Source organism: Micromonospora sp. AMSO12t (genome assembly GCF_008806585.1).
GTDB classification, from domain to species: Bacteria; Actinomycetota; Actinomycetes; order Mycobacteriales; family Micromonosporaceae; genus Micromonospora; species Micromonospora reichwaldensis.
On record NZ_WAAS01000094.1, the window covers coordinates 1 to 22527 of the forward strand.

General features: G+C 74.2%; 6 protein-coding genes. All 6 read left to right on the plus strand.

From position 1 onward, the window contains the following. Positions 1-669 (plus strand): condensation domain-containing protein (locus F6X68_RS16040; RefSeq protein WP_225852239.1); only part of this gene is annotated, 669 nt, incomplete at its 5' end. 97 nt (positions 670-766) lie between these two features. Then, positions 767-1747: a 2,3-diaminopropionate biosynthesis protein SbnA gene (gene sbnA / locus F6X68_RS16045; protein ID WP_151455037.1), complete on the plus strand. Its 981-nt coding sequence runs from the start codon at positions 767-769 to the stop codon at positions 1745-1747. After that, positions 1741-2772, plus strand: coding sequence for a 2,3-diaminopropionate biosynthesis protein SbnB (sbnB, locus tag F6X68_RS16050; RefSeq protein ID WP_151455038.1), 1032 nt, complete (start codon positions 1741-1743; stop codon positions 2770-2772). The genes sbnA and sbnB overlap by 7 nt, the downstream gene beginning before the upstream one ends. Beyond that, entirely contained in the window at positions 2769-2975 is a 207-nt protein-coding gene (locus tag F6X68_RS16055) for an MbtH family NRPS accessory protein (protein WP_121401347.1), read from the plus strand. The genes sbnB and F6X68_RS16055 overlap by 4 nt, the downstream gene beginning before the upstream one ends. Positions 2976-3041: 66 nt before the next feature. Then, positions 3042-8054 (plus strand): non-ribosomal peptide synthetase, encoded by a 5013-nt coding sequence (locus F6X68_RS16060; RefSeq protein WP_151455039.1) that lies wholly within the window; start codon positions 3042-3044, stop codon positions 8052-8054. After that, a partial coding sequence (locus F6X68_RS16065) for a non-ribosomal peptide synthetase (RefSeq protein WP_151455040.1) occupies positions 8051-22527 on the plus strand: 14477 nt, incomplete at its 3' end. The genes F6X68_RS16060 and F6X68_RS16065, both read left to right, overlap by 4 nt.

Genomic DNA, 22527 nt, shown 5'->3' on the forward strand with positions numbered 1-22527 from the left:
GACGTCGCCCGGCAGGTACGCGCCACGGCCGCCACCCTGGCGGTGACCCCGTTCACGGTCCTGCTCGGCGTCTTCGAGGCGCTGCTGCACCGGTGCACGGGGCAGGGCGAGTTCACCATCGGCTGCCCGGTCTCGCTGCGGCGGGGGCGGGCGCTGCGGGAGGTCGTCGGGATGCTGGTGAACCCGGTCGTGCTGCGGTCGTCGTTCACCCCGGGCACCACCTTCGCGACGGCGATCGCCGCCGCAGGACGCCAGCTCTCGGAGGGCGTGGCACGCGCCGCCTACCCGTTCCCCCTGGTCCAGGCGGCCCGCCGGGACCGGGACCCGCTGGTGCGGGTCACCATCACGCTGCTCACCCGGCAGCACGGCGACACCCTGTCCGACACGAGCAACGGATTCGTCGGGCACCGGGTCCGCCAGCTGGTGGTGCCGTACGACGAAGGGCAGTTCGACCTCGCCGTGACGGTGCACCAGCTGCCCGACCTGGCCCTGCGTACCGAGTTCAACTACGACCGGGACCTGCTCGACCGCGCCACCGTCGAGCGGCTCTTCGACCAGTACCTGGCCCTGCTCGGCGCGGCCTGCGCCGACCCGGCCGCGACGGTGGCCGACGCCCGCCTGGCCGGCGACGTCGACGAGCGGATGCTGCTCGAACTCGGCATGAGCTGAGCACCCCGGTCATCCGGCGCCCGTCGTCGACTGGTGCCGCACAGCGCCCGCACGGCGGATGCGGGCGACCTTCCGTCAGCCCGGAGAGGGGGTTGAAATGGATCAGGGAATTCTCTCCACGGTCGGCAACACGCCCCTGGTGCGCCTGGACCGGTTGTTTCCCGAATTTCCTGCCCGGGCGTACGCGAAACTCGAACAGTTCAATCCGGGCGGGAGCATCAAGGACCGGGCCGCGCTGAACATGCTGCGCGGAAAGATCGAATCCGGCGAACTGGTGCCGGGACGGTCCGTGGTGGTGGAGTCCAGCTCCGGCAACCTCGCCATCGGCCTGGCCCAGATCTGCGCGTACTTCGGGATCCGGTTCATCTGCGTGGTGGACCCGAAGACCACCCGGCAGAACCTGGCGGTGCTGGCCGCGTACCAGGCCGAGATCGACATGATCGAGCACCCCGACCCGGTGACCGGCGAGTATCTCGCGGTCCGGCGCCGCCGCGTGCGCGAGCTGGTGGAGACCGTGCCCGGCGCCTACCGCCCGGACCAGTACACCAACCCGCTCAACGCCCGGGCCCAGCGGCAGACCATGGCCGAGATCATGACCGAGCTGGACGGCCAGGTCGACTACCTGTTCTGCTCCACCGGCACCTGCGGCACCCTGGTCGGCTGCGCCGACTACCTGCGCGAGAACGGCCACCGCACCCGGATCGTCGCGGTCGACGCCGTCGGCAGCGCGATCTTCGGCCACCCGCCCGCGCCCCGGCTGATCCCCGGGCACGGCGCCTCGGTGGTGCCGCCGCTGGCCGCCAACGCCCGGCCGGACGAGGTGCTGCACGTCTCCGACCTCGACTGCGTGGTCGGCTGCCGGTTGCTGGCGGTCCGGGAGGCCATCCTCGCCGGCGGATCCTCCGGGGCGACGGTGGCCGCGCTGCGGCGCCGCATGGCCGACCTGCCCGCCGGGAGCACCAGCGTCCTGATCTTCCCGGACAACGGCGACCGCTACCTCGACACCATCTACTCCGATCGCTGGGTGACCGAACAGTTCGGCGAGGTCAGCCACCTGTGGAAGGGCGAAAAATGCTGATCATCGGCCATGCCGTGGTCCGGGACGTGCTCGACGGCGACGAGGCCCGGGTCATCGACCTCGTCCGGCAGGCGTACCTCCTGCACGAGCAGGGCCGCACCAGCGTGCCGCACTCGGTCTTCCTGCGCTTCCCCGACGCCGCCCGCAACCGCATCATCGGCCTGCCCGCGTACCTGGGCTCCGATCCGCCGGCCGCCGGCATGAAGTGGATCTCCTCGTTCCCGGCCAACATCGAGCGGGGCCTGGACCGCGCCAGCGCCGCCATCGTGCTGAACTCGCTGGAGACCGGCCAGCCCGAGGCGGTGATCGAGGGATCGGTCGTCTCCGCCCGGCGCACCGCGGCCGGCGCGGCCCTCGCCGCGCAGCTGCTGACCGCCGAGCGCCGCCCGGACGGCCTGGCGCTGATCGGCTGCGGGCTGATCAACGAGCAGGTGCTGCGCTTCCTGACGGTGGCCCTGACCCCGCCGGCCTCGCTGGTGCTGCACGACACCGACCCGCGCCGGGCCGAGGCGTTCGCCGCCCGCGCGGCGGCCCTGCTGCCGGCCACGACGATCAGCGTGGCGGCGAGCGCCGAGCAGGCCCTGGCCGCCCACCGGCTGGTCTCGATCGCCACCACCGCCAGCGAACCGCACCTGGAGCTGACCGCCTGCCAGCCGGGGAGCGTGGTCCTGCACCTGTCGCTGCGGGACCTGCACCCCGAGGCGATCCTGGCGGCCCGCAACGTCGTCGACGACCCCGACCACGTGTGCCGCGAGCGGACCTCGCTGCACCTGGCCGAGCAGCTCACCGGAGGCCGGGACTTCATCCACACCACCATCGGCCGGCTGGCCGGCGCTGCGGCGCTGCCCCCGGGCGACGGACCGGTGGTGGTCTCGCCGTTCGGGTTGGGCGTGCTGGACATCGCGCTGGCCGAACACGTCCGCCGCACGGCGGCCCAGCGGGGCCTCGGCGTGCGGATCGACGACTTCACACCCGTACCGGCCGCCGCCGTGGCGACCGCGCGACCCACGAGGGAGAGAACATGAGCGACGACGACCGCAGCTACCTGGTGGTGCTCAACGACGAGGAGCAGTACTCGATCTGGTGGAGCGACCGGGCGCTGCCGGCCGGCTGGCGGGCCGAGGGCACCGAGGGCACCCGGGACGAGTGCCTCAGCCGGATCAACGAGCTCTGGACCGACATGCGGCCGAAGAGCCTGCGCCTGCGCATGGACGGCGCGTCCGTCTGACAGGCCCACGGCAGGCGTGACCCCCGGCCGTCCGCGATCGACCCCCCACCCCGGAGGAGCACCCCGATGAGCACCCCTCTGTCCACCCTGCCGGCCGCCGGAGCGGGCACGGTCGACCCCGTCGTCCTGCCGGACCTGATCGCCCGCCAGGCCGCGGCGACGCCCGACGCGACCGCGGTGCTCGCCGGCGACGTACGGGTCGGCTACGCCGAACTCGACCGGCGCGCCAACCAGCTCGCCCAGCACCTGGTCGGGCTGGGCGTCGGTCCGGAGTCGACGGTCGGCGTGTACCTGCGCCGGGGGGTCGACCTCGTGGTCGCCCTGCTCGGGGTGTGGCGGGCCGGCGGCGCGTACCTGCCGCTGGACCCGGCGCACCCGGTGGACCGGCGACGGTGGATCGTCGCCGACACCGGGGTGGACGTCGTGCTCACCCAGACCGACCTGCGCGACGACGCCCTGACCGGGCCGTCCCACGTGGTCTGCCTGGACGCCGACCGGGCGCGGATCGCGGCCGGACCGGACACCGCGCCGGCAATCCGCATCGACCCCGACAACGCGGCGTACGTCATCTACACCTCCGGGTCGACCGGCCGTCCCAAGGGCGTGGTCGTCACCCACGGGGCCATCGGCAACCGGGTGGCCTGGACGGTCCGGCAGCACGGCCTGTCGCCGGCGGACCGGGTGTTGCAGAAGACCGCGGTGAGCTTCGACGCGGCCGGCTGGGAGTTCTTCGCCCCGCTGATCTGCGGGGCGACGGTGGCGCTCGCGCCGGACGGCGCCGAACGCGACCCGGCGGCGCTGGTGGCGGCGGTCGTCCGGTCCGGGGCGACCGTGCTCCAGGGCGTGCCCTCGGTGCTGCAGCTGGTGACGGAGGAGCCGGACTGGCCGAGGTGCACCACGCTGCGGCTGGTCTTCTCCGCCGGCGAGCCGCTGCACGCCGAGCTGTGCCAGCGGCTGGCGGTGGCGCCCGGGACCCGGGTCTGGAACACCTACGGCCCGACCGAGTGCGCCATCGACGTGACCGCCCAGCAGGTCGACCTCGACCAGCGCACCGGGCCGGTGCCGATCGGCCGGCCGCTGGACAACCTCCGCCTCCAGGTGCTGGACGCCAACCGGCGGCCGGTGCCGATCGGCGTGGTCGGCGACCTCTACGTGGGCGGGGCCGGGCTCGGCCGCGGGTACCTCAACCGGCCCGACCTGACCGCGGAGCGGTTCGTTCCGGACGAGTACGGGCCGCCCGGCGCGCGGCTCTACCGCACCGGCGACCAGGTCCGGTGGCGCTCGGACCGGAGCCTGGAGTTCGTCGGCCGCGCCGACGACCAGCTCAAGATCAATGGGGTACGCATCGAGCCGGGCGAGGTGGAGGCCGCGCTGGCCGCCCACCCCGACGTCCGGCGGGCGGTCGTCGTCGGCTTCGCCGAGCCCGGCGGCAGCCCCCGGCTGGCCGCGTACGTCGCCAGCCGACGCCCCCTGAGCAGCCCGGAGCTGCGGGCCTTCCTGACCGACCGGCTGCCCGACGCACTGGTGCCGGCCGTGTTCGTTCCGGTGGCGGAGTTCCCGCTGACCACCGGCGGGAAGGTCGACCGGGCCGCGCTGCCGCCCGTCGAGACCACCGACCGCACGGCCTACCTGGCCCCGCGCACCGACGCCGAGCGCCTGGTCGCCCGGCTCTGGCAGGAGCTGCTCGACGTCGACCGGGTGGGGGTGCACGACGACCTCTTCCAGCTCGGCGGATCGTCGCTGGTGACCGTCCGCCTCGCCAGCCGCCTCGCCGCCGAGTCCGGCGTGCGCATCGAGCTGAGGGAGCTGCTCGCCGCGAGCACCGTCGAGGCGCAGGCCGCCCTGCTGACCGACGGCGACCCCGCGACGCTGGCGGTGGTCCCGGTGCCCCGCACCGGCGCGCTGCCGCTCTCCCCGGCCCAGCGGCGGCTGTGGCTGCTGGACCAGCTGCACCCGGGCAGCCCCGAGTGGGTGGTGCCGCTCTACCTGCGCCTGCCCGGCTCGCTGACCCACGACACCGTACGGGCGGCGCTGACCGCGCTCGAGGCCCGGCACGAGGCGCTGCGCACCCGCTACCTGACCCACGACGGCGAGCCGCACCAGCGGATCGACCCGCCCGGCCCCGTCGACCTCACGATCCGTGACGCCGCCGAGGTCCCGCTCGTCGACCTCGTCGACGCGCAGCTCGGCCGGGGCTTCGACCTGCGCACCGGGCCGCTGTGGCGGGCCACCCTGGTCACCTCGGCCGGGGCGGACCACCTGCTGCTGGTGGCGCTGCACCACATCGCCTCCGACGCGACCACCGCCGGGGTCCTGGAGCGGGACCTGCGGGAACTCTGCGCGGCCGGCGCCGCCGGCCGGGAGCCCGACCTGCCGGAGCTGACGGTGCACTACGCCGACTACGCGGCCTGGCAGCGCGGGTACCTCACCGACGACCGGGTCGAGCGGGAGCTCGGCTTCTGGCGCGAACACCTGGCGGGGGTGCCCGAGCTGACCCTCCCGCTGGACCGGCCCCGGCCGGCCGAGCGCGACCCGCGCGGGGCGCACGTCGAGTTCGAGGTGCCGGCGCAGCTCGCGGAGAAGCTGACCGCGCTGGGCCGGCGCTGCTCGGCGACCCCGTTCATGACCATGCTGGCGGGCTTCGCCACGCTGCTGGCCCGCTACAGCGGGCAGTGGGACGTCGCCGTCGGCGCGCCCACCTCCGGTCGACGCCCCGCCGAGGCGGAACAGATCGCCGGGGTCTTCCTCAACCCCGTGGTGGTGCGCTGCACCCTGGACCCGGCAGCCCCGTTCGAGGCGGCCCTGCGGGCCGTGCGGTCCCGGACCCTGGCCGCCCTCGCCCACCAGGACCTGCCCTTCGAGCGGGTGGTCGACGACCTCGTCGACGTCCGCGACCTCTCCCGCACCCCGCTCTACCAGGTGATGCTCAACGCCCAGGAGGGCGGCATCACCGGCCAGTCGACCGACGACGAGGCCCTGCTGGACGCCCTGCGCCGGGCGGCCCGGATCGCCAAGACCGACCTCACGATGCACGTCTGGCCCCGCCCCGACGGCACCCTGGCCGGCAGCCTGGAGTACGCCACCGCCCTGTTCGACGAGTCGACCGTGCGGCGGATGGCCGAGCACTTCGTCCGGCTGCTCGCCGCGGCGGTGGCCGAGCCGGGCACCCCGCTCGACGACCTCGACCTGCTCTCGCCGGGCGAGCGCCACCTGCTCCTGCACGAGGTGCACGGGCCCACCGTGCCCCGCTCCGCCGCGACCGTCTGCGACCTCTTCGAGGCCCAGCGACGCCGGACGCCGGACGCGGTGGCGCTGCGGCACGGCGACCTCACCACCACCTACGCGACGTTGGACGACCGGGCCAACCAGTTCGCCCACCACCTGCGGCGCTCGGGCGTCGCCCGGGGCGCGGTGGTGGCCGTGCTGCTGGACCGGGGCGTCGACCTGGTCGCGGCGATCCTCGGCGCCTGGAAGGCGGGCGCGGCCGTGCTGCCGCTCGACCCGTCGTACCCCGCCGAGCGGATCGGGCACATGCTCGCCACCGCCGGCGTGGAGCTGGGCGTCACCCAGGCGGCGTACGCGCCAAGGTTCACCGTGCCGACCCTGCACGTGGACACCCACCGGCTGATGGTCTGCGCCGGCCCCACCCACCGGCCGGACCGGGACACCGACCCGGAGGAGACGGCCTACGTGCTGTTCACCTCCGGGTCGACCGGCCGCCCCAAGGGCGTGGCGCTGCCGCACCGGGCGGTGTCCAACTTCCTCGCCTGCGCCGTCGAGACCGAGGCCCTGGGCGACCGGGGCGCGCGCGGGGGACGGGGCGACGGCGCGCCGCTGTTCACCACCATCGCCTTCGACCTGTCCATTCCCAACCTGTTCAGCCCGCTGGTCTCGGGTCAGGCGGTGACCCTGCTGCCCGCCGCCCTCGACATCGCCGAACTGGGCGCCCTGCTCGTCAAGGCCGGCCCGTTCGACCGGTTCATCATGACCCCGCCGCACCTGGAACTGCTCACCGAGCAGCTCGACGACGAGCAGGCGGGTCAGCTCTCCGGCCTGATCTGGACGGCCGGCGCGGCGCTGCGCAAGGAGACCGCCAACCGGTGGCTGGACCGGCTCGGGCCGGGTGGCCTCACCAACAGCTACGGGCCGACCGAGACCACCGTCATCATGACGGCCCACCCGGTCGAGACGCCGCAGACCACCGACATCGTGCCGATCGGCCGGGCGATGGCGAACACCACCGTCCGGGTGCTCGACGACGCGCTGCGGCTGCTCCCGGTCGGGGTCGTCGGCGAGCTGTACATCGGCGGGGAGTGCCTGGCCACCGGGTACGCCGGCCGGCCGGACCTCACCGCGGAGAGGTTCGTGCCCGACCCGTACGGGCCGCCGGGCAGCCGGCTGTACCGCAGCGGGGACCTGGTCCGGATGCGCCCCGACGGGGTGATGGACTTCGTCGGCCGGGCCGACGACCAGGTGAAGGTGCGCGGCTACCGCATCGAACTCGGCGAGATCCGCGCCGTCGTCGAGGAACACCCCGGGGTGACCCGGTGCGCGGTCGTCGTCCACGAGGAGCGGCTGGTCGCCTTCCACCGGGGCGAGGCGCCCGACCTGGCCGCGCACTGCGCCCGGCTGCTGCCCGACTACATGACGCCGAGCCTGCTCGTGCCGGTGGCCGAGATCCCGCTCAACGCCAACGGCAAGGTGGACCGCGCCGCCCTGCTCAACCTGCTCTCCGACGCCGTGTCGACCGGCGCCGCCGGCACCGAGGACGGCCTCGTCGCGCCGCGCACGGTCGTCGAGGAACGCCTCTGCGCGATCTGGAGCGACCTGCTGGGCGTGCCCGTCGGCGTACGGCACAACTTCTTCGCCATGGGCGGGCACTCCGTGCTGGCGGGCCGGCTGGTCGCCGGCCTCCAGGAGGAGTTCGACCTCGACGTGTCGCTCCGGCTCGTCTTCGAGCACCCGACCGTCGAGGCGATGGCGGGCGCGGTGGAGGACCTCATCCGGGCCGAGGTGGACGCGCTGTCCGACGCCGACCTGACCGAAGACCTGCGGCAGACCAAGGAGCACCAGGCATGACCTCGACCGCGAACCAGCCCAACCTGCGCGAGTCGCTCGTCCAACGCCGGCTGGCGGGCCGGGCCGCCGGTCGGCGCGCCGGGATCCCGACCGTCGACCGCTCGGGCGACCTCCCGCTCTCCTTCGGCCAGCAGCAGATGTGGTTCCTCAACCGGCTGGACCCCACCAGCCCGGAGTACCTGGTCTCCTCGGCGCTGCGGCTGCGCGGCCCGCTGGACCGGGCCGCGCTGGCCCGGGCGTGGGACGCCCTGATCGCCCGGCACGAGATCCTGCGCACCCGGTACGCGATGGCCGACCTGACGCCGGTGCAGGTCGTCGACGAGCCCCGCCCGCAGGAGCTGCCGCTGGTCGACCTCTCCGGGGTGGCCGGGTCCGAGCGCGACGACCGGGTCGCCGAGGCGACGGCCGAGCTGACCGCCACCGGCTTCGACCTGGCCACCGAGTGGCCGGTACGGGCGACGCTGCTGCGCCTGGACGAGGCCGAGCACCTGCTGGTGCTGGTGCTCCACCACATCGCCTGCGACGCGCCCTCCACGGCGGTGCTCCTCGGCGACCTGGCCGAGCTGTACGGCGCGTACGTCCGGGGCGAGTCCTCGCCGCTGACGCCGCCGGCCGTGCAGTTCGCCGACTTCGCCGCGTGGCAGCGCGACCGGCTGCGCGGCGAGCCGCTGAAGCGGCACCTGGAGCACTGGCGCGACCGCCTCGCCGGCATCGCCCCGCTGGAGCTGCCCGCCGACCGGCCCCGGCCCCGCGTGCGCGACTGGCGGGGCGCGTCGGTCCCGTTCGCGCTCTCCGCCGACCTCTCCGCCGCGCTGCGAGAGATCGCCCGCGGCGCGGAGACCACCCTCTTCGTCACCCTGCTCACCGCCTTCCAGGCGCTGCTGTCGCGCCACACCGGCCGGACCGACATCCCCGTGGGCAGCGTGACGTCCGTGCGCGACCGCGCCGAGCTGCGCAACCTGGTCGGGTACGGGATCGACAACCTCGTCCTGCGGGGCAGTTGGACGGGGGACCCCACCTTCGCCGACCTGCTGCGCGGCACCCGCGCCACGGTGCGCGACGCCTTCGCCCACGCCGACGTGCCGTTCGCGCTGCTGGTCGACGAGTTCGAACCGGAACGGGACCTGTCCCGCACCCCGCTCTACCAGGTCGCCTTCACCCTGGGCGACGACGCTCCCGGCGGCGCCTGGCCGGCGGGCCTCGCCGCCGAGACGCTCTGGCTGCCCACCCGGGTCGCCAAGGTCGACCTGCAACTGCACGTCGTCGAGGGCGCCGACGGCCGCCTGCGCGGGCACCTGGAGTACGCGACCGCGCTGTTCGACGACGCCACCGTGCGGCGGATGGCCGACCACCTCGGCCGGCTGCTGGAGCACGTCGGGGCCGACCCGCACGCCCGGATCTCCGAGCTGCGCATCCTCGACGACGCCGAGCTCGCGGCGGCGACCCGCGCCCCGGCCCGCCCCGCCACGCCGGTGACCGGCACGGTGCACGGCGTCTTCGCCGCCACCGCCGCCGCCCACGCCGACGCGACCGCCGTCGTGGACGGCGCGCGACGCTGGACGTACGCCGAACTGGACGCCACCGCGAACCGGCTGGCGCACCACCTGCGGGCCCTCGGCGCCGGCCCGGAGCGGCTGGTGGCGGTCTGCCTGGACCGCCGCGCGGAGCTGGTCTCCACCCTGCTGGGCGTGCTGAAGTCCGGGTCGGCGTACCTGCCGGTGGAGCCCGGCGTCCCCGCCGACCGGCTCGACTTCATGCTGACCGATGCCGCGGCGCGGATCGTGGTGACCACCGAGGCCCACCGGGCGCGGTTCGCCGACTTCGACGGCGTCGTGGTGGTGCTGGACGACCCCGGGCACGCCGGGGAGATCGCCGGGCGCCCCGGCACCGACCCGGGCGTCGCCGTCGACCCCGAAAACCTGATCTACGTCATCTACACCTCCGGGTCGACCGGCCGCCCCAAGGGCGTGTACCTGACCCACGCCAACGTGCTGCGCCTGACGACCGTGGCGCAGGACGACCTCAACTTCGGCCCCGCCGACGTGTGGCCGCTGTTCCACTCGTACGCCTTCGACGTGTCGGTGTGGGAGCTGTGGGGCGCGCTGCTGCACGGCGGCCGGCTGGTGGTCGTGCCCCGCGAGGTCACCCGTTCCCCCGGCGACCTCCTCGACCTGCTGGTCGAGGAACAGGTCACCGTGCTCAACCAGACCCCGACGGCCTTCCGCGGCCTGGTGGGGCTGGCCCGCGACGGCGACCCCCGCGTCGACCGGCTCGCGCTGCGCGCGGTCATCTTCGCCGGGGAGAAGCTGGAGTACGGCGACCTCGTCCCCTGGGTGGCCCGGCGCGGGCTGGCCGCGCCCCGGCTGCTGAACCTCTACGGGATCACCGAGATCACCGTGCACGCCACCTACTACGAGGTGCGCCCCGACGACCTGACCGGCACCGCCAACCCGGTCGGCGTCCCGCTGGCCGACCTGAGCATCCACCTGCTCGATCCGTACGGCAACCCGGTCCCGGTCGGCGTCACCGGCGAGATCCACGTCGGCGGGCCCGGCGTGGCCCGGGGCTACCTGAACCGGCCCGAGCTGACCGCCCAGCGGTTCGTGCCCGACCCGTTCGGCCCGCCCGGCGCCCGCCTCTACCGCAGCGGCGACCTGGCCCGCCGGCGCGCCGACGGCAGCCTGGAGTTCGTCGGCCGCATCGACGACCAGGTGAAGATCCGGGGCTACCGGGTCGAGCTGGGCGAGATCGAGGCCGCCATCTCGGCCCTGCCCGGGGTGCGCGAGGCCGTGGTCGTCGTCCGCGAGGACACCCCCGGCGACCGGCGGCTGGTGGCGTACTCGGTCGTCGACGAGCAGGCGGAGCTGCCCCGGCCGGGGCAGGTGCGCGCGGCGCTGGCCCGCACCCTGCCCGAGTACATGATCCCCTCGGCGTTCGTCCCGCTGGCCCGGCTGCCGCTGACCGTCAACGGCAAGCTCGACAAGCGGGCGCTGCCCGCACCCGACAGGGCCGTCACCGCCACCGACCGGCCCTACCTGGCGCCGCGTACGGAGGTGGAGGAGCGGCTCGCCGCGATCTGGGCCGAGCTGCTCGGCCTGGAGCGGGTCGGCGTCGAGGACGGTTTCTTCGACGTCGGCGGCGACTCGATCCGCGCCGTGGCGCTCGCCGCCGCCATCCGGGCCGCCGGCTTCGACGTACAGGTGCGCGACCTCTTCGAGCGCCGCAGCATCGCCGAGCTGGCGGAGTTCCTCACCGGACGCCCCGCGCCGGCCGCGCCGGAGCCGGCCGCCGAGCCGTTCGCGCTGATCTCCGAGGCCGACCGGGCCGCGCTGCCCGACGGCGTCGTCGACGCCTACCCGTGCACGCAGGTGCAGCTCGGCATGCTCGCCGAGATGCTCGCCGACGAGCACAACCACTACCTCAACGCCACCACCTACCGCATCCCCGACGCCGGCGAGTTCTCGCTCGACGCGTTCCGGGAGGCCGCCGCACTGCTGGTGCGGCGGCACGAGGTGCTGCGCACCTCGTTCGACCTGACCGGCTACTCGGTACCGATGCAGCTCGTGCACGCCACCGCCGAGATGCGGGTCGGCATGGACCGCGCGCAGGCCGACGACCGGGCCGGCCTGGAGCGGGAGCTGCGCGACTTCATCGCCGCCGAGCGGGCCGACATGTTCGACCTCGGCGAGCCGGCGCTGTTCCGGCTGCACGCGCGCGTCTGCGCCGACGGGAGCTGGTGGCTCACCCTCACCGAGTGCCACCCGATCATGGACGGCTGGAGCTACCACTCGCTGATGATGGAGCTGGTCGGCGCGTACCACCGGATCCGCGACGGGCTGCCGGTCGAACCGCGCCCGGCGCCGCCGGTGCGCTTCGCCGACGCCGTCGCCGCCGAGCTGCGCTCCACCGGCGAGGGGACGGACCGCGCCTTCTGGCACGACCGGGTCGCCGGCCGGGACCGGTTCGTGCTGCCCGAGGGCTGGGGCGACCCGACCGCCGCCGACGGCGCCCAGTACGACCACTGGGTGCCGCTGCACGACCTGGAGCCGGGCCTGCGGGCGCTGGCCCGCCAGACCGGCGTGCCGTTCAAGTCGGTGATGCTGGCCGCGCACCTGAAGGTGATGAGTCAGCTCACCGGGTCGGGGTCGTTCTTCACCGGGCTGGTGTCCAACATCCGCCCCGAGGTCGCCGGCGCCGACCGCGTCTACGGCATGCACCTGAACACGGTGCCGTTCGTGCACGACGCGGGCGCGCGGACCTGGCGGGAGCTGATCGGGCGGACGTTCGCCGGGGAGCTGGAGCTGTGGCCGCACCGCCGGTACCCGCTGCCGGTGCTCCAGCGGGAGGTCGGCGACGGCGGCCGGATGCTGGACGTCCGGTTCAGCTTCCACGACTTCCACCAGATCGACACCGACGAGATCGACTACGCCGACTCGATCGACGACAGCCCCAACGAGTTCCCGCTCGGCGTGATCAGCCGGCTCGGCTTCCTCACGCTGGAGGCCAACCTGCGCCACCTCGGCGTGCCGCAGGTCGCCCGCCTCGGTGGCATGTACCGGGCGGTGCTGGAGGCCATGGTGGCCGACGTGGACGGTGACGCGTCGGTGGTGTGCCTGCCTCCGGGTGAGGTGTCGGTGGTGCTGGCCGACGGGGCGTCGGCGGTGGCGCCGTTGTCGCGTTCGGTGCTGGCCGAGTTCGAGGCGCGGGCGGCGGAGACGCCGTCGGCGGAGGCGGTGTCGGTGCCGGGCGGCGCGGGGATCGACTTCGCGGGGCTGGACGCCCGGGCCGGGCAGGTCGCCCGCTGGTTGGCCGCCCGGGGTGTGGGTGCCGGTGCGGTGGTGGGTGTGCTGCTGGACCGGGGCGTCGAGTTGGTGGCGTCGATGCTGGGGGTGTGGAAGGCGGGTGCGGCGTTCGTGCCGGTGGATCCGTCGTACCCGCCGGGCCGCATCGCGGCCATGCTCGCCGACGCGGGCGCCCGGGTCGCGATCACCTCGCAGCGGTACGCCGACCGGTTCGCCCCGGTCGACGTGGAGGTCGTGCGCGTCGAGGACATCGGGGAGACGGACGTTCCCCTGCCGGTGCGCGCCACGGGTCTCGACGAGTTGGCGTATGTGATTTTCACGTCGGGGTCGACGGGTCGGCCGAAGGGTGTGCAGGTGTCGCACCGGGGGTTGGCGAATCATGTGCGGTGGGCGGCGGGTGAGTTGGCGTCGCGTGGTGCGGGTGGTTGTGCGGTGTTCTCGTCGGTGGCGTTCGACTTGCAGGTGCCGAATTTGTGGGCGCCGTTGGTGGCGGGTCAGCGTGTGGTGATGGTGGGTCAGGATGTGGATCTGGCCGAGTTGGGTGCGGTGTTGGCGTCGTCGGGGCCGTTCAGTTTCTTGAAGTTGACGCCGGGTCATCTGGAGATTCTTGGTCGGCAGTTGTCGGATGAGGCGTTGGCGTCGTTGGCGCCGGTGGTGGTGGTCGCTGGTGAGGCGTTGCCTGCGGCGTTGGCGAACCGGTGGTTGGGGTTGTTGGGTGCGGGCGGTCTGGTCAACGAGTACGGGCCGACCGAGGCGAGTGTGGGCACGTGCATCTTCCCGGTGGAGACCGAGCAGGCGGGTCCGGTGGTGCCGATCGGCCGGGCCTTGCCGGGCATGACGATGTACGTGCTCAACCGGGACCTGCACCTTGCCCCGGTGGGTGTGGTCGGCGAGCTGTACGTGGGCGGCGTGGGTGTGGCCCGGGGCTACGCGGGTCAGCCGGCGCTGACGGCCGAGCGGTTCGTGCCCGACCCGTTCGCCGCAGCCGGCAACGAGCCCGGAACCGCGGCCGGGGCGCGGATGTACCGCACCGGGGACCTGGTGCGGCGGTTGCCCGACGGGGCGGTGGAGTTCGTCGGGCGGGTCGACCACCAGGTGAAGATCCGCGGCTACCGGATCGAACTCGGCGAGATCGAAGCGGTCGTCGAGGGCACCGACGGCGTCGGCGACGCGGTCGCCCTGGTCGGCGAGTCGGACCGGCTCGTGGTGTTCTACCGGCCGGCCGCGCCGGCCACGGAGCTGGCGGACCGGATCCGGCAGCGGTGCGCGGAGCACCTGCCGGAGTACATGGTCCCGGCCGAGTTCGTCGCCGTGGAGGCGATCCCGCTCAACGCCAACGGCAAGGTCGACCGGGCCGCCCTGTGGGACACCGCGGTGCCCGCGCAGCGGCAGCACGTCGCCCCGGCGACCGAGCTGGAGGAGCGGCTGGCGGAGATCTGGGGCCAGGTGCTCCAGTTGGAACAGGTCAGCACCCGGGACAGCTTCTTCGACCTCGGCGGGCACTCCATCAGCGCCATCGCGCTCGTGGGCGCGCTGCGCGGCGCCGGGCACCCGGTCTCGGTGCGCGACGTCTTCGTGCACCGCACCGTCGCCGCCCTGGCCGCGCACCTCGCCGGCGGGGACGACCAGGAGGCGGCGCCCGCCTTCCGGGCCGTCGCCCCGTTCAGCCTGCTCGACGACGCCGACCGGGCCAGGCTGCCCGCCGGGCTCGCCGACGCGTACCCGTGCGCGCAGGTGCAGCTCGCCATGCTGGTGGTGACCCTCTCCGACTCGGAGCGGCGCACCTACCACAACGTGTCGGCGTTCCCGATCCGCGACGAGCACGCCTTCGACGGCGACGCGCTGCGCCGGGCCGTGCGGACCGTCGTGGACCGGCACGAGATCCTGCGTACGTCGTTCGACCTGACCGGCTTCTCGGTGCCGATGCAGCTCGTGCACGCCGAGGTGCCCGTCGACGTCACGCTGCTCGACCTGCGCGACGGCACGGACGAGGAGGCCGAGAGCCGGCTGCGGGCGTACCTGGCCGCCGAGCGGTCCCGGCCGTTCACCCCCGACCAGGTCCCGCAGATGCGCATCGCCGGGGCGGCCGGCCGCAACGACACGTGGTGGTTCGTGCTGACCATGTCGCACGGCATCCTCGAGGGCTGGAGCCACCACTCGCTGCTCATGGAGATCCTCGACAACTACCGCAGCCTGCGCGACACCGGCGCACCGGCGGCGTTCGAGGCACCCCCGGTCCGCTACGCCGACTTCGTCGCCGGCGAGATCGAGGCGCTGGCGGCGGCCGAGGACCGCGACTACTGGCAGGACGTCGTCGCCCGCCCGGTCTTCGAGCTGCCCGCCGGCTGGGGCGAGGACGAGTCGGTCCCGGAGTACGAGTGCGGCACCCGCGTCCCTCTGCATGACCTGATGGACGACCTGCGCGAGCTGGCCAGCCGTACCGACACGTCGCTGAAGAGCGTGCTGCTGGCCGCGCACCTGAAGGTGATGAGCCAGCTCACCGCCGAGCCCGTGTTCACCAGCGGACTGGTCAGCCACGGCCGGCCCGAGGTGACCGGCGCCGACCGGGTCTACGGGATGCACCTGAACACGCTGCCGTTCGTGCACGACGCGGGCGCGCGTACCTGGCGGGAGCTGATCCGCAACACCTTCGCCGGGGAACTGGAGCTGTGGCCGCACCGCCGCTACCCGCTGCCGGCCGTGCAGCGCCTGGGCGACGGGCGTCGGCCGATCGAGATCCTCTTCAACTACCTCGACTTCGAGCAGGTCGACACCGAGCGGGTCGACTTCGAGGACGCCATCTACGAGGCCAGCGGCGAGTTCGGCCTGCACGTCTCCACCCTCGGCGGGGTGCTCAACATCCTGGCCCGGCCGCACCAGGTCAGCTACCCCAACGTCCTGCGGCTCGGTGGCATGTACCGGGCGGTGCTGGAGGCGATGGTCGCCGACGTGGACGGTGACGCGTCGGTGGTGTGCCTGCCTCCGGGTGAGGCGTCGGTGGTGCTGGCCGACGGGGCGTCGGCGGTGGAACCCGTGTCGCGTTCGGTCCTCGCCGAGTTCGAGGCGCGGGCGGCCGAAGCGCCGTCGGCGGAGGCCGTGTCCGAGCCGGACGGTCGGTCGGTCGACTTCGCGGGCCTGGACGCCCGCGCCGCCGCGATCGGGCGGAGCCTGGTCGGCCGGGACGTGGGTGCCGGTGCGGTGGTGGGTGTGCTGCTGGACCGGGGCGCCGAGCTGGTGGCGTCGATGGTGGGGGTGTGGAAGGCGGGTGCGGCGTTCGTGCCGGTGGATCCGTCGTACCCGCCGGGTCGCATCGCCGCGATGCTCGCCGACGCTGGCGCCCGCGTCGCGATCACCTCGCAGCGGTACGCGGACAGGTTCGCCGGCGCCGGGGTCGACGTGCTCCGGGTGGACGAGATCGTGGACGACGGCGCCGAGGAGGTCACGGCCGACGGTGCCGTGCGCGCGGCCCTGCCCGGGCCGATCGACCTCGACGAGTTGGCGTATGTGATTTTCACGTCGGGGTCGACGGGTCGGCCGAAGGGTGTGCAGGTGTCGCACCGGGGGTTGGCGAATCATGTGCGGTGGGCGGCGGGTGAGTTGGTGTCGCGTGGTGCGGGTGGTTGTGCGGTGTTCTCGTCGGTGGCGTTCGACTTGCAGGTGCCGAATTTGTGGGCGCCGTTGGTGGCGGGTCAGCGTGTGGTGATGGTGGGTCAGGATGTGGATCTGGCCGAGTTGGGTGCGGTGTTGGCGTCGTCGGGGCCGTTCAGTTTCTTGAAGTTGACGCCGGGTCATCTGGAGATTCTTGGTCGGCAGTTGTCGGATGAGGCGTTGGCGTCGTTGGCGCCGGTGGTGGTGGTCGCGGGTGAGGCGTTGCCTGCGGCGTTGGCGAACCGGTGGTTGGGGTTGTTGGGTGCGGGTGGGTTGGTCAACGAGTACGGGCCGACCGAGGCGAGTGTGGGCACGTGCATCTTCCCGGTGGACGTGGAGCAGGCGGGTCCGGTGGTGCCGATCGGTCGTGCTCTGCCGGGCATGACGATGTACGTGCTCAACCGCGACCTCCAACTGTCGCCGGTGGGTGTGGTCGGTGAGCTGTACGTCGGTGGCGTGGGTGTGGCTCGCGGTTATGCGGGTCAGCCGGCGTTGACGGCGGAGCGTTTTGTGCCCGACCCGTTCGCCGCAGCCGGCAACGAGCCCGGAACCGCGGCCGGGGCGCGGATGTATCGGACCGGGGACCTGGTGCGGCGGTTGCCCGACGGGGCGGTGGAGTTCGTCGGGCGGGTCGACCACCAGGTGAAGATCCGCGGCTACCGGATCGAACTCGGCGAGATCGAGACGGTCCTGGAGGGCACCGACGGCGTGGCCGACGCGGTCGCCCTGGTCTCCGGATCGGCCGCCGAGGGCGACGCCCGGCTGGTGGCGTTCTACCGCCCGGCCGCGCCGGCGACGCCGGGCCTGCTGGACCGGATCCGGCAGCGGTGCGCGGAGCACCTGCCGGAGTACATGATCCCGGCCGAGTTCGTCGCCGTGGAGGCGATCCCGCTCAACGCCAACGGCAAGGTCGACCGCCCCGCCCTCTGGGAGGCGGCGGTGCCCGTCGAGCGGGCACACGTCGCCCCGGAGACCGAGCTGGAGAGCCAGCTCGCCGGGATCTGGGGCCAGGTGCTCAACCTCGAACAGGTCAGCACCCGGGAGAGCTTCTTCGACCTCGGCGGCGACTCGCTGCGCGCGGTCGCCCTGGTCGGCGCGCTGCGGGCGGCAGGCTTCGGGGTGGCCGTCCGGGACGTCTTCGTGCACCGCACGGTCGCCGCCCTGGCCGGGCACCTCTCCGCCAAGGACGCCGCCCCGGCGGCCCCGGCCTTCCAGGCCGTCGCGCCCTTCTCCCTGTTGACCGCCGCCGACCGGGCCGCGCTGCCCGCCGGCCTCGTGGACGCCTACCCGGCCGTGCAGGCGCAGGTCGGCATGGCCGTGGAGATCCAGAAGGACCCCGGCAAGTCGCTGTACCACATCGTGCGCTGCTTCCGGGTGCACAGTGGCCGGCCGTTCTCGGTCGACGCGCTGCGGGCCGCCGTGCGGGACGTGGTCGGTCGGCACGAGACGCTGCGTACCTCGTTCGACCTCACCGGCTACTCGGTGCCGGTGCAGCTCGTGCACGCCGAGGCGCCCGTCGACGTACGGGTGACGGAGCTGACCGGCGACGACGTCGAGGCGCGGCTGCGGGCGTACGTCGACGCGGAACGGGCCCGGCCCTTCGCGCTGGACCAGCCGGCGCCGCTGCTGCGGGTCGCCGCCCACCGCACCGACGAGCGGGGCTGGTGGCTCACCGTCGCCGTCAGCCACCTGGTCACCGGCGGCTGGGACCTGAACACTCTCCTGGTCGAGCTGATCGGCTGCTACGAGCGGCGCAGCGCCGGCATGGTGCCCGAGTCGCCGGAGCCGACCGCCGTCCGGTACGCCGACTTCGTCGCCGCCGAACTGGCCGCGCTGAAGGGCGGCGAGGATGAGGCGTACTGGCGGGGCATCGTCGACACGTACGCCGGCTTCACCACGCCGGACGGCTGGGGCCGCACCGACGGCCCGCGCGAGAGCCTGCGGACCCGGGTCAGCTACCAGGACCTGGAGCCGAAGCTGCGCGCGCTGGCGTCGACCCTCGACGTGTCGCCCAAGTCGGTGCTGCACGCCGCGCACCTGAAGGTGATGAGCCAGCTCACCGACCAGGGGCGGTTCTACACGGGCCTGGTGTGCGACGCGCGGCCCGAGGTGCGGGGCGCCGAGCGGGTGCACGGCATGTACATCAACGTGCTGCCGTTCGCGCACGCCCGGGGTGCCGGCACGTGGCGGGAGCTGGTGCGGTCGGTCTTCGACCGCGAGGTGGAGCTGTGGCCGCACCGGCGGTACCCGCTGCCGGCGGTGCAGCGGATGGCCGGCGCCGGGTCCCGCCCGATCGACGTCGTCTTCGACTACACCGAATTCCGCCGGGCCGGGGCGGTCGCCGACGAGTCCGTCGACTTCGAGGCGATCGCCGGGGAGGGCGGCACCGAGTTCGCCCTCCAGGTGACCGCCGCCGGCGGCTTCCTCGACCTGGTCGGCGACAGCCACGCCTTCGGTCCCGCCGCGCTGGCCCGGGTGGGGGCGATGTTCCGCGAGGTGCTGGCGGCGATGGTGGCCGACCCCGAGGGCGACGCGGTCGCCGTCCGCCTTCCGGCGGCCGAACGCGACGAGGTCGAGGGCTGGTCGTCCGGCGGCACCGCCGAGGTCGGCGGGTACGCCCCGGCGGCGTTCGAGGCGCAGGCGGCGCGGCGGCCGGACGCGGTGGCGATCACCTGCGACGGCACCCGCGTCAGCTACCGGGACCTGAACGCCCGGGCGAACCGGTTGGCGCACCACCTGCGGGAGCTGGGGGTGGGGCCGGAGGTCCTCGTCGGGGTGTGCGCCCACCGGTCGGTGGAGCAGGTCGTGGGGATGCTGGCGGTGCACAAGGCGGGTGGGGTGTACCTGCCGTTGGATCCGTCGTACCCGGCGGAGCGGTTGGCGTTCATGCTGGCTGACGCGGCGGCCCCGGTGCTGCTCACCACCGCCGAGCTGCGCGGTCAGCTCCCGGCGGCCGAGGCGGCCACCGTGCTGCTCGACGAGCCGGACGCCTGGGCGGGCCAGCCGGCCACCGACCCCGAGCCGGTCACCCACGCCGACAGTGGCTGCTACGTCATCTACACCTCCGGCTCGACCGGCCAACCCAAGGGCGTCCTCGTGCCGCACCGGGCGCTGGTCAACCGCTCCGCGTACGCCGGCCGGCGGATCAACCGCCTCGACGAAGAAGCGGTGCTGCTCCAGAAGACCGAGATCGGCTTCGACGTTTCCCCGGCCGAGGTCTACGCGGCCCTGTCGGCGGGCGCCCGGATCGTGGTGGCCCGCCCCGGCGGGCACCGCGACCCCGCGTACCTGCGGGAGCTGATCGTCCGCGAGGGCGTCACCGCCGTCGAGCTGGTGCCGAGCATGCTGTCCGCGCTGCTGGCCGAGGGGATCGGCGGCTGCCGGTCGCTGCGGTCGGTGGCCGTCGGCGGCGAGGAGATCGCCGTCGACGTGGCGCGGGCGTTCCTGGCCGCGCTGCCCGGCTGCGAGCTGCACAACACGTACGGCCCGGCCGAGACCACGGTCGACGTCACGAGCTGGCTCTGCACCACCGACGCCCTGGCCGGACTGTCCCGGGTGCCGCTCGGCACCCCGTTCACCAACCTCACCGTCCGGGTGCTCGACGAGCACCTGCAACCGGTGCCGGTCGGGGTGCGCGGCGAGCTGTGCATCGGCGGGACGGGGCTGGCCCGGGGCTACCTCGGGGCGCCCGGAACGACCGCGCAGCGGTTCGTGCCGGACCCGTACGGCGCGCCCGGGTCGCGGCTGTACCGCACCGGGGACGCGGCGGCGTGGCGGCCCGACGGCACCGTCGACTTCCTGGGGCGCATCGACTCGCAGGTGAAGCTGCACGGCGTACGCATCGAGCTGGGGGAGATCGAGACGGCCCTGCGCGGCTGCCCCGGGGTGACCGACGCGGTCGCCGCGGTCCGCGAGCAGGACGGCCGGCGCACCCTGGTCGGCTACCTCGTCACCGACGGCGGGCCCGCGCCCACCCCCGGTGAGCTGCGCGAACGGCTGCTGGCCGAGCTGCCCGAGGCGACGGTGCCGGCCGCGTACGTCACGATCGACGCCGTTCCCGTGGACCCGCACGGCAAGGTCGACCGGCGGCAACTGCCGGCGCCGGACGCGCGGTCCTACGCCCGGGGCCGCTACGAGCGGCCCAACGGCCCGGTGGAGTCGGCGATGGCCGGCGTCTGGTCGTGGGTGCTCGACCTCGACCGGGTCAGCGTCACCGAGAGCTTCTTCGACCTGGGCGGTGACTCGATGACGGCGGTGACCCTGGTCGGGTCGCTGCGCGCGGCCGGCCACGACGTCACCGTGCGGGACATCTTCGCGCACCGCACGATCCGCCGTCTGGTCACCGCGCTCGCCGAGGCCGACACCCCCAAGGAGGGGGCCTTTCGCCCCGTCGAGCCGTACGCGCTGATCGACGCCGCCGACCAGGCCAGGCTGCCCGGCGGCCTGGTCGACGCGTACCCGGCGACGCAGGCGCAGGTCGGCATGGCCGTGGAGATCCAGAAGGACCCCGAGAGGTCGCTGTACCACATCGTGCAGTCGATCCGGGTCGACGACGGGCGGCCGTTCGACGCCCGCGCGCTCCAGGCGACGGTCGACGCGCTGGTCGCCCGGCACGAGACGCTGCGCACCTCGGTCGACCTGACGGGCTACTCGGTGCCGATGCAGCTGGTGCGCGCGAGCGTCGCCGTGCCGGTCGCCGTGCACCCGGCCGCGGATCACGAGGAGCACCTGGCCGCCGAGCGGCGTACCCCCTTCGACCTGGACTCGGATGCCGCGCTGCTGCGGGTCGCCGCGCACGCCGACGACGCCGGCGCCTGGTGGCTGACCCTCGCCGTGAGTCACCTCGTGACGGGCGGCTGGGACCTCAACGCCCTGCTCGCCGAGCTGCTCGGCGAGTACGCCCGGCGCAGCCGCGGCGGGGCGCCGAAACAGGACGAGCCCCCCGCCGTCCGGTACGCCGACCACGTCGCCGGGGAGCTGGCGGCGCTGCGCTCGCCGGAGACCGCCGAGCACTGGCGGGCGGTGGTGACCGGGCGGCCGAAGCTGACCCTCCCGGACGCCTTCGGCGACCGGTCCGGCGCGGCGGCGGTCTGCCGGTACACGGTGGACGTCAACGACCTGGACGCGGCGCTCCGGCGCCTCGCCAGCGACACCAACACCTCGGTCAAGGCGGTGCTGCACGCCGCGCACCTGAAGGTGATGAGCCAGCTCACCAGCGGGTCCGCCTTCTACACGGGCCTGGTGTGCGACGCGCGGCCGGAGGTGCGGGGCGCGGAGCGGGTGCACGGGATGTACATCAACGTGCTGCCGTTCCCGCACGCCGCCGCGGCGGGGACGTGGCGGGAGCTGGTGCGGTCGGTCTTCGACCGCGAGGTGGAGCTGTGGCCGCACCGGCGCTACCCGCTGCCGGCCGTGGCGCGGCTGGCCGACGCCGGGTCCCGGCCGATCGACGTCGTCTTCGGCTACGTGGAGACCCGGCAGGACGGCGGCGCGGTGGCCGGGGCGCCCGGTGCCGGCACGGACCTCGTCGAGGTCGGCGGGCCCGGGGCCACCGAGTTCGGCCTGTCGGTCGGGGCGGGCGGCGGCACCGTCCGCCTGGTCAGCGACAGCCGGACCGCCGACCCGGCCGCCCTGGTGCGGATCGGGGCGATGTTCCGCGAGGTGCTGACGGCGATGGTGACCGACCCGGACGGGGACGCGGCGGCGCCGCGCCTGCCGGCCGGGGAGCGCGAGGAGATCGCCCGGTTCGCCCCGGGCCGGACCGTCGAGGTCGGCGGGTACGTGCCGGCGGCGTTCGAGGCGCAGGCGGCGCGGCGGCCGGACGCGGTGGCGATCACGGCCGAGGGCGTGTCGTTCTCGTACGGGCAGCTCAACGGCCGGGCGAACCGGTTGGCGCACCACCTGCGGGAGCTGGGGGTGGGGCCGGAGGCGCTGGTCGGGGTGTGTGCGCACCGGTCGGTGGAGCAGGTCGTGGGGATGTTGGCGGTGCACAAGGCGGGTGGGGTGTACCTGCCGTTGGATCC

Bases quoted from the DNA above. Each gene is read 5' to 3' on its own strand.
- sbnA (WP_151455037.1), top strand. From the start codon at position 767: ATGGATCAGGGAATTCTCTCCACGGTCGGCAACACGCCCCTGGTGCGC.
- sbnB (WP_151455038.1), top strand. From the start codon at position 1,741: ATGCTGATCATCGGCCATGCCGTGGTCCGGGACGTGCTCGACGGCGAC.
- F6X68_RS16055 (WP_121401347.1), top strand. From the start codon at position 2,769: ATGAGCGACGACGACCGCAGCTACCTGGTGGTGCTCAACGACGAGGAG.
- F6X68_RS16060 (WP_151455039.1), top strand. From the start codon at position 3,042: ATGAGCACCCCTCTGTCCACCCTGCCGGCCGCCGGAGCGGGCACGGTC.